Here is a 9,650-nt window from a genome sequence, read left to right as displayed (position 1 = left end):
TCATCGGCGTGCTCGCGGTGGCGGCACTGATGTGGTCGCAATGGCGGGTGCGACAGCGGCGTCGCTCCTATGGCCTGCCTGCCGGACCGCGCTCGCTGTTCATCGCGAAGTTGGCCGCGCTCGGTGCGGTCATCCTGGCATTCAGCTTCGTATTGGCGTCCTACAACGGGATTCCGATTATCGGCGTCATCCTGATCGTGTTGATCGTGCTGTATTCGTTCGTGATGAACCGATCGGTGATCGGGCGGCAGATCTACGCCGTAGGCGGCAACGAGAAGGCCGCACAGCTGTCCGGGGTGAATACCAAGGCCAATACGTTCTGGGTTTTCGTGAATATGGGCGTGCTCGCGGCGCTGGCGGGTGTCATCTTCGCGGCCCGGCTCGGTGCGGCAACTCCGAAGGCGGGACAGAACTTCGAGCTCGATGCCATCGCGGCGGCATTCGTCGGTGGCGCATCGGCCAGCGGCGGTATCGGCACGGTCGTGGGCGCCATTGTCGGGGCGCTGGTGATGGGCGTGATGAACAATGGCATGTCGATGCTCGGCGTCGGCAGCGACTGGCAGTTGGTCATCAAGGGCTTGGTGCTGCTGGCCGCGGTGGCATTCGACGTCTACAACAAGAAGCGCGCGGCGGCCTGACCCTTCACCGCTGGGCCGGCGCCGCCGTGCTGTCGCGCGTCACCAGCGTCGGCACCACCGACGGCGATGCCGGTTCAGCGGTGGTGCCGTCGAATTCCAAGAGCCGCAACAACATCTGCATACTGCGGCGGCCGACTTCGTCGAAGTCCTGCCGGACGGTGGTGAGCGGTGGCGAAAGGTAGGCCGCCTCCGGAATGTCGTCGAACCCGACCACCGAGATATCGGCGGGCACCCGGATACCGCGTTCGGTGAAGGCGCGCAGCATGCCGAGCGCCATCTGGTCATTGGCCGCGAATACCGCGGTCACATCTGGCTGCGCGGCGAGCAGCAGGCCCGCTTCGTATCCGGAGCGGGCACTCCAATCCCCGCCGATCACCGGGGGGATCGGCGCGCCCGCGGCCTCCAGCGTGCGTCGCCAGCCCTCGATGCGGTCGCGTGCCTCCAGCCAGTCACTGGGACCGGCGACCTGCCAGACCGTGCGATGCCCCAGATCGAGCAGATGCTGCACCGCCAGCCCGGCACCCTCGACCTGATCCACCGAAACCGAGGGCAAACCGCTGTCCTGTCCGGCCTCGACCGCGACGGCCAGCAGGCGTTCGGGCAGGTTGTGCAGCGCTGCGGCGGCGGCCATCTGCGGGGCGATGACGATGATTCCGTCCACCCCCTGGTCGGCCAGGCTGTTCGCGGCCGCCAATACGCTGGAGCGGTCCACCGTCTCCAGCGCGAAGATACTGACACCGTAACCCGCTGTGCGAGCGGCACGTTCGATGCCGAGCAGGGTGCACGCCGGGCCGTACAGGATGGTGTCGAAACTGACCACGCCGAGCATATTCGAGCGCCTGCTGACCAGCCCCCTGGCCATGGCGTTGGGGCGGTAGCCGAGTTGTTCGACGGCGCGCAGCACCCGCTCACGGGTCTCCGGGCGCACGTTCGCGCTGCCGTTGAGCACCCGCGACACGGTCTGATGGGAGACTCCGGCGAGTTTGGCGACATCGGTCATGACCGCCGGGCGCGCGCCCGTCGGTCGAACCGCCGTTGAGGTGTCCCCGGCGGCAAATCCGTCTCTGTCCCTCACATCCCACCTTCCAAGCGTCGCGTCGAATAGTCGTCCCGGCTTCCCCCAGGTTAACGCTCACACAGCCGATCGCCGCACCACGACCCTGAACTACCGCGCCGACCTCGGCAACCGATATCCAGTCGTCGCCACCAGATTACGGCCCTCAGAGCTCTTGACTAGAAGAATGTGAGCGCTAACACTAACAGGACTACCGCACCTCGGTGCAACACGTTTCACAATTCAAGGGAGAGCCTGATCGTGTTGAAGAGGCTTCTGATCACCGCCAGCGCACTTGTCCTCACCGCAGCAACAGCCGTCGGCTGCGGCAGCTCGGGAAGCGACCAGACCGTACTCGGGTTCTCCCAGGTAGGCGCCGAAAGCGGTTGGCGCACCGCGAATACGAAATCCATCCAGGACGCCGCGGCCGCCGCCGGAATACAGCTGAAATTCGCTGACGCCCAACAAAAACAGGAAAACCAGATCAAGGCGATCCGCACCTTCATCCAGCAGCGTGTGGACGTCATCGCCTTCTCCCCCGTCGTCGCATCCGGATGGGACACCGTCCTGAAGGAGGCCAAGGACGCCAAGATTCCGGTGATCCTCACCGACCGCGCGGTCGACTCGGCCGACACCTCGCTGTATGTGACCTTCCTCGGCTCGGATTTCGTCGAAGAGGGCCGCAGGGCGGCGAATTGGCTCGTCGACGCGACCAAGAACTCGAATGACACCGTGAATATCGCGGAGTTGCAGGGCACCACCGGATCCGCGCCCGCGACCGATCGGAAGAAGGGTTTCCAGGAGGTCATCGGCGCCGACCCGAAGTTCAAGATCATCGCATCACAGACCGCCGAGTTCACCCGCGCCAAGGGTAAAGAGGTGATGCAGGCATTCCTGGCCGCGCACCGGGATATCAACGTGTTGTACGCGCACAACGACGATATGGCGCTCGGTGCGATCCAGGCGATCGAGGAGGCCGGGCTGAAGCCGGGTAAGGACATCAAGATCATCTCGATCGACGGGACCCGAGATGCCTTCCAGGCCATGGCCGACGGCAAGATCAACGTCGTGGTCGAATGCAATCCGCTGCTCGGCCCGAAGCTGATGGAGATCACCAAGGAGGTCGTGGCGGGTCACCCGACGCCCAAACGGATCGTCACCGACGAAGGCGTCTACACGCAGGACCAGGCCGCCGCCGCGCTGCCCACCCGGACGTACTGAGCCGGAGCAGTGCATGTCGGAGCCGACTGTCACACCCGCACTTCGGATGTCGGGCATCGTCAAGCGTTTCGCCGGGGTCACCGCACTGTCCGAGGTGGACCTGCGGCTGTTCCCCGGTGAGATACACGCACTGGTCGGTGAGAACGGTGCGGGCAAATCCACCCTCATCAAGGTGCTCACCGGAATCCACGACGCCGATGCCGGGACCATCGAACTCGGCGGACGCCCAGTGCGATTCACCGGCCCGCAGCAGGCGCTGCGGGCCGGGGTGAGCACTGTCTATCAGGAGGTGAATCTGTGCCCGAATCTGTCGGTCGCGGAGAACATCTACATCGGACGGGAACCGCGACGGGCCGGTCTGATCCGCTTCGCCGCGATGCGTCGCGATGCCGCCCGGCTGCTGGCCAGACTGCATCTGAACATCGATGTGGCGGCCCCACTCGGCTCGTATTCGCTTGCGGTGCAACAGCTCATCGCGATCGCCCGGGCAGTCGACCTGGATGCGAAGGTCCTCATCCTGGACGAGCCGACCTCATCACTGGACTCCGGTGAGGTCGAGCAACTGTTCGCGGTGATGCGCAGGCTTGCCGCCGAGGGCGTGGCGATCGGATTCGTCACCCACTTCCTCGATCAGATCTTCGAAATCTGCGACCGGGCAACCGTGCTGCGCAACGGAACCCTCGTCGGCGAATATCCGGTGGCACAGCTGGACCAGAAGGATCTCATCGCGCATATGCTCGGCACGGCGCTGAGCACGCTCGACGAGATCGAGCACGAGAAACCTGATCCGGCGGTGGTGGCACGCTACGATCCGCTGCTGCAGGCCACCGGGATCGGCGGGCGCCGCAATTCCGTCGCGCCGTTCGATCTCACCGTCCGGGGTGGCGAAGTCGTCGGTTTGGCAGGGCTGCTCGGCTCCGGCCGCACCGAGGTGGCGCGACTGCTCTTCGGCGCCGACCGCGCGTCCACTGGGAATCTCCGTGTGGCGGGCAGACCGACGGCGCTGCGCTCGCCCCGTGCCGCGATAGACCACCGGATCGCCTTCTGTCCCGAAGATCGCAAATCCCAGGGCCTGATCCTCGACCTGTCGGTGCGCGACAATATCGTGCTCGCGGTCCAGGCCGCGCGCGGCTGGGCCCGGCCACTGTCGGCGCGCAAGCGCGACGAACTCGTCGCCGGGTACATCACCTCGCTGCGGATCGTCCCGGCAGATCCGGATACGCCGGTCGAATTCCTCAGTGGCGGCAACCAGCAGAAGGTGCTGCTGGCCCGCTGGCTGGCCACCCGACCGAAACTGCTGATCCTCGACGAACCGACCCGCGGCATCGATATCGGGGCCAAGGCGGAAATCCAGCGGCTGGTCATCTCGCTGTCCGAGGAGGGCATGTCGGTGCTGTTCATCTCCGCCGAACTCGAGGAGGTGCTGCGGCTGAGTCACAAGGTGGCGATCCTGCGCGATCGGCGGCTGGTCGCCGAACTCGTCAACGATGCCACCCTGACGATGGATCGCCTCACGGAAACCATTGCGAGCGGGGCGATTTCATGACGATAATCCGAAGCCACCTGTTCTGGCCCGCGGCCGCGCTCATCGCACTGCTGATCGTCAACGTCGCGTTCACGCCCGGGTTCTTCTCGATCCGCATCCAGGATGGACACCTCTACGGCAGCCTGATCGATATCCTGCGCTACGGCGCACCACTGGTGCTGATCTCGCTCGGCATGACGCTGGTCATCGCGACGCGCGGGATCGACCTGTCGGTCGGCACGGTCGTGGCGATCGCGGGTGCGCTGGCCTGTCTGCACATCAGCAATATGCCGGATCAGGCCGATGCCGGTGGCGTCGCCGTCGCGGTGCTGATCGCGCTCGGCGTGGCGGTCGCGCTCGGACTGTGGAACGGACTTCTGGTGGCACGCTTCGGGATTCAGCCGATCGTGGCGACATTGATTCTGATGGTGGCCGGACGCGGTGTCGCACAGCTGATTACGTCCGGTCAGATCATCACGATCAACAGTCCGCCGTACAAGGTCATCGGTGGTGGCTATCTGCTCGGACTACCGGTACCAGTCCTGGTCGCCGCCGCCGTATTCGCCGGGCTCGCCGTGTTGTTGCGGCGCAGTGCGCTCGGGCTGCTGCTGGAATCGGTGGGCGGCAATGCCGAGGCGGCGCGTCTGGTCGGCATCCGGGCCGGTGGTCTGATCATCGCCGTGTACGCGGTCTGTGCGTGCTGCGCGGCGATCGCGGGACTGATGATCAGTTCGAATGTCTCTGCGGCGGATGGCAATAACGCCGGACTGTGGATCGAACTCGATGCGATCCTTGCCGTCGTCATCGGCGGTACCGCGTTGACCGGTGGGCGATTTCAGCTCGGCGGCACCGTCCTCGGGGCGCTGGTGATCCAGACGCTCACCACCACGATCTACACCGTCGGCGTGCCACCGGAGACGACGCTGGTCTCCAAGGCGGTCGTGGTGATCGCGGTATGCCTGATCCAGTCACCGGCATTCCGCGCCAAGGTCTTTCGCCGCCAACCCCGACCGAGCATCCCATCGACAGCGACGGAGGCGAATAGATGAACGTGCTGACCCAGGCCCGTGCCGTCCGCCCGATGCTGCGCCGACCCACGATTCGCGGACATCGCAGCAGGTACATCCCGGTGCTCGCCACCGCGGCACTGTTCGCCGTCATCTACGGCGTCGGAGTGCTGCGCTATCCGGCATTCGGCTATCCGCAGGTTTTCGTGAACCTGTTCATAGACAACGCCTTTCTGCTCGTCCTCGCCGTCGGAACGACCTTTGTGATCCTCACCGGCGGCATCGACCTGTCCGTCGGTGCGGTGCTGGCGCTGGCCACGGTGGTCTCGGCATGGCTGGTGACCGTGCACGGGTGGCCGCCGCTGCTGGTCATGCCGCTCATGCTGGTCGGCGGCACACTCTTCGGCGCCGCGATGGGCGCGGTGATCCACTACTTCGAGATCCAGCCGTTCATCGTCACGCTGGCCGGTATGTTCCTCGCCCGCGGGCTGGCGTATGTGATCAGCACGGATTCGATCACGATCACCGACCCCGTGTATACGGATCTGGCGCAGCGTCGATTCCGGCTCGGCGGGGACGTATTCCTGACGGTGGGCATGATCGTCGCGCTGGTGATCGTCGCCGCGGCCTTCGTCGTCCTGCACTACACCCGACTGGGTCGCACCGCGTATGCGATCGGCGGCAACGAACAGTCGGCGCTCATGATGGGGCTACCGGTGGCCAGGACCAAGGTCGCCGTGTACGCGATCAGCGGATTCTGCTCGGCACTCGCGGGCATCCTGTTCACGCTCTACACCCTGTCCGGCTGGAGCCTGCACGCCGTGGGCATGGAACTCGATGCCATCGCCGCGGTCGTCATCGGCGGCACCCTGCTCACCGGCGGCTCCGGATTCGTCCTCGGCTCGGTACTCGGTGTACTGACCCTCGGCGTAATCCAGACGATCATCAGCTTCGAAGGCACCCTGAGTTCCTGGTGGACCAAGATCTTCATCGGCGTCCTGCTACTGGCCTTCATCCTGCTGCAACGCACCATCGGAACCCGCGACGGATAATGACTACACGGGGGTGTCGTTGGGCGACTCGGCGAATTGTTGGCATAATTTCTGACAATATGGTCGCCTGAACAGGATGGTGTCAGTGTCGCAGACTTCCGAGTTGGAGCGGGGAACGCAGGGCAAAGCCATTGCGGTGGAGCAGTTGCGGCGCGCGGTCCGGCAGGGTGAGGTGGCGCCTGGGCAGCGGCTGGTCGAGGCGGAGCTCGTCGAGCAGTTCGGTGTGACCAGGGGGAGCGTGCGGGCCGCCATCGACGAGTTGGTGGCCGAAGGGTTGATCGAGCGCATCCACAATCGGGGTGCGCGGGTGCGCAGGGTTACCAAGCAGCAGGCCGTCGAGATACTCGAATGCCGTAGGGCGCTGGAAGGTTTGATCGCCGCGAAGGCCGCCGAGCGCGCCGGCCCGGCCGACGTGGAACGGCTGCGCGGGTGTGCCGATCAGCTCACCGCCGCGGTGCAGGAGAGTGCGCCGCTGAAGTATTCCGAGCTCAACCATGAGTTGCATGCGGTGCTCGCCGAGATTGCCGGTCAGTCCACGGCGACCGATCTCATCGGGCGGCTCAATACCCAGATTGTGCGGTTCCAGTTCCAGTTGTCGCTGCGTCCCGGCCGTCCGCAGACTTCGCTCGGCGAGCATCTCGCCGTGATCGACGCCGTGATCGCGCACGATCCGGCCGGTGCCGAACAGGCCATGCGCGAACACTTGGACAGTGTCATTGCCGCGGTCGGCGACTTCGACTGAGCGCGAGTCCGATTCGCCCCGACGGGATCCGCATCGCCGCGGTGCCTCTCAGCCTTTTGCCCAGGCCCAAGCCGTCAACCGCCAGTCGGTGCCGACTTTGCGCAGTGCCACAGTGAAAACCGCACCGGTTTGCGTAACCGGCTCACCCCGAAAGTCGTACGAGAAGGTCACCGGCACAACGGCATATCCGTAGCCACCGGTGACATCGACATGGCGTGGCTCACCGAGATCGATGTGGTAGCCGGAAACCCCGACACGCTCACCTTCTGCCAGCGCGTCCCGCCACCAGTCCGCTGCGGCTGTCGGCCCGTGCCACACGTGCGGCGACATTCCGTCCAGAATCTGCATCGGGTCGGCACACGCCGCTACCATCGCCTTCTCGTCACCGTTGTTGAAGGCGTCGACGTATTGGCGCACCGCCGCCATCGGATTGGAGCTGGACACAACAGGCCTCCTCTCATGGTGCTTCGCCATCATTATCCGCAGCCACTCGATCATCATGACACCGGCAAATTTCGTCACCAAAATTGTTGACAATTTCGCGGACAAAACTTTACCGTGATTGCGGACGTGAGCTACACCGCATGTCCGTGCTCCGTCGCATTGGTGCGGCATCCGTGATCGAGTGAGGTGAGGCGATGGCCGAGAACGCAACCGAATCGCTACTGGTGGTGAGTGCCCACGCGGGCGATTTCGTCTGGCGCGCGGGCGGCGCGATCGCGCTGGCCGCGGCGCGCGGCGAGCGGGCAACGGTGGTGTGCCTGAGCTATGGCGAGCGCGGTGAATCGGCCAAGGCCTGGCGGGAAGGCAAGACCCTCGACGAGATCAAGACGCTACGTCGTGGCGAGGCCGAGGCTGCCGCCGACGTGCTCGGCGCGGATATCCGCTTCCTCGATGCCGGCGACTACCCGCTGCTCGAATCGCAGGAGTTGACCGACCAGCTGGTGCGCGTCTACCGCGAGGTCACCCCGACCGTGGTGCTCACCCACACCCTGGTCGACCCGTACAACGGCGACCACCCCGCGGCCGCACGCATGGCGCTGCAGGCCCGCATCCTTGCCCAGGCCGTCGGCTACGACGCTCCCGGCGAGGCACTGGGTGCTCCCCCGGTGTTCAGTTTCGAACCACATCAGTCGGAGATGTCGGAAACCGTATCGGCAGGCGCAAGATCCTCATCACCGGTGTGATCATCTTTTCGATCGCCTCGGCAGGCGCGGCCGCCGCGCCGTCGGTCGGGGTATTCGCGCTGGCCCGGTTCATCTCCGGCTACGGCCTCGGCGCACTGCTGCCGACCTGCATCGCGCTGGTACAGGAGTTCGCCCCGGCCGGACGCAAGGCCTTCGCGGTCACCTTCCTGATGACCGCCCACCAAGCCGGCGGCGCATTGGCCGGCGCGCTGGCGATGTCGGTCGTGCATGAGCTCGGCTGGCGTTCGGTGTACTGGTTCGGCGCGCTCCCACTGCTGCTGGTGCCGGTGGTGTGGGCGCTGCTGCCGGAGTCGATCACCTACCTGCTGTCCAGCGGCCGCACCGAGCGAGCCCGCACCCAGGCGGCGAAATACGGTGTGCCACTGGAGTTCTACACGCCGGAGCCGGGTGCGCAGCGGCGACGCGGCGACGTGCGGGCACTGTTCGCGACCTCGGTGCGGCAGACCACGCTGCTGTTCTGGACCGCCTCGTTCTTCGGCCTGCTGCTGGTCTACGGCATGAACACCTGGCTACCGACAATGATGCGCGGCCACGGCTACAACCTGGGCTCGGCGATCAGCTTCCTGCTGGTGATCAACCTGGGCGGCATCGCGGGCATGCTGACCGCCGGCCCGCTGGCCGACCGCTTCGGCCCGCGCCCGGTGGCCATGATCTGGTTCGCGATGACCGCGATCGGCGTCAGCCTGCTGGTATTCCACATGCCGCTGGCGGTGACCTACACCGTCGTCTTCCTCACCGGCGGCTTCCTGTTCAGCGCCCAGACTCTGATCTACGCGTCCACCAGCACGTACTACCTGCCGAGCGTGCGGGCCACCGCATTGGGCTGGGTCTCGAGTGTGGGCCGGTGGGGGTCGATCTTCGGCCCCTGGTTCGGCGGCGTACTGCTGTCGCATGGACTGACCACCAGCGGATTCTGGATGTTCGCCGCAGCCGCGGCGATCGCCCTGCTCATGATCACCTTCGTGCGCCGCAATCCCGAGGCGGACGCGATCAATGCCGCCGAAGCTCGCGCGGCGGTCACCGTACAACCCGCATAATCGGATCGTGGTCGGGTGTGTCGTGACCGGTGCACCCGCACCAAGCTGCAAGTCGTAGTCCGGTTGCCGGGCAACGGCGCGGACGGGCATGATCCAACAATTGAATCCGACGTCAACTTCAACTAACCTCTGAGCCATCCGGCAACCGGCTCCGCGCCATCGCGGA

General features: G+C 65.5%; 10 protein-coding genes. 8 read left to right on the top strand and 2 right to left on the bottom strand.

Annotated features, from left to right (window positions below):
• The coding region (locus tag ON44_RS09930; protein WP_040688230.1) for an ABC transporter permease subunit at positions 1–638 on the top strand (638 nt) is incomplete at its 5' end.
• Positions 639–642: 4 nt separating this feature from the next.
• Here ON44_RS09930 and ON44_RS09925 read toward each other — a convergent pair.
• Complete coding sequence (locus ON44_RS09925; RefSeq protein ID WP_245567087.1) at positions 643–1,713, bottom strand: LacI family DNA-binding transcriptional regulator; 1,071 nt, start codon at positions 1,711–1,713, stop codon at positions 643–645.
• Positions 1,714–1,953: 240 nt separating this feature from the next.
• On the opposite strand from ON44_RS09925, the gene ON44_RS09920 reads away from it, so the two are divergent.
• The 5 genes from ON44_RS09920 (at position 1,954) to ON44_RS09900 (ending at position 7,239) form a co-directional block, all read left to right on the top strand.
• Positions 1,954–2,913: an ABC transporter substrate-binding protein gene (locus ON44_RS09920; RefSeq protein ID WP_040688225.1), complete on the top strand. Its 960-nt coding sequence runs from the start codon at positions 1,954–1,956 to the stop codon at positions 2,911–2,913.
• 13 nt (positions 2,914–2,926) lie between these two features.
• Complete coding sequence (locus tag ON44_RS09915) at positions 2,927–4,459, top strand: sugar ABC transporter ATP-binding protein (RefSeq protein WP_040688224.1); 1,533 nt, start codon at positions 2,927–2,929, stop codon at positions 4,457–4,459.
• Complete coding sequence (locus ON44_RS09910; protein WP_040688223.1) at positions 4,456–5,487, top strand: ABC transporter permease; 1,032 nt, start codon at positions 4,456–4,458, stop codon at positions 5,485–5,487. The genes ON44_RS09915 and ON44_RS09910 overlap by 4 nt, the downstream gene beginning before the upstream one ends.
• Positions 5,484–6,497, top strand: coding sequence for a galactofuranose ABC transporter, permease protein YjfF (gene yjfF / locus ON44_RS09905; RefSeq protein WP_083897763.1), 1,014 nt, complete (start codon positions 5,484–5,486; stop codon positions 6,495–6,497). Before ON44_RS09910 ends, yjfF begins: the two co-directional genes overlap by 4 nt.
• Positions 6,498–6,573: 76 nt before the next feature.
• Entirely contained in the window at positions 6,574–7,239 is a 666-nt protein-coding gene (locus ON44_RS09900; protein WP_051181829.1) for a GntR family transcriptional regulator, read from the top strand.
• 48 nt (positions 7,240–7,287) lie between these two features.
• On the opposite strand, the gene ON44_RS09895 is transcribed toward ON44_RS09900, so the two are convergent.
• A complete protein-coding gene (locus tag ON44_RS09895) occupies positions 7,288–7,683 on the bottom strand; it encodes a nuclear transport factor 2 family protein (protein ID WP_040688292.1) in 396 nt (131 codons plus the stop codon).
• 194 nt (positions 7,684–7,877) lie between these two features.
• Between ON44_RS09895 and ON44_RS52395 the strand changes: the two genes are divergently transcribed.
• Complete coding sequence (locus ON44_RS52395; RefSeq protein WP_083897762.1) at positions 7,878–8,426, top strand: PIG-L deacetylase family protein; 549 nt, start codon at positions 7,878–7,880, stop codon at positions 8,424–8,426.
• Complete coding sequence (locus ON44_RS09885) at positions 8,423–9,484, top strand: MFS transporter (RefSeq protein WP_245567086.1); 1,062 nt, start codon at positions 8,423–8,425, stop codon at positions 9,482–9,484. Before ON44_RS52395 ends, ON44_RS09885 begins: the two co-directional genes overlap by 4 nt.
• The last annotated feature ends 166 nt before the right edge of the window (positions 9,485–9,650 follow it).

The organism is Nocardia vinacea NBRC 16497, assembly GCF_000308835.1.
GTDB classification, from domain to species: Bacteria; Actinomycetota; Actinomycetes; order Mycobacteriales; family Mycobacteriaceae; genus Nocardia; species Nocardia vinacea.
This window is presented reverse-complemented; position numbering and strand designations above follow the sequence as displayed.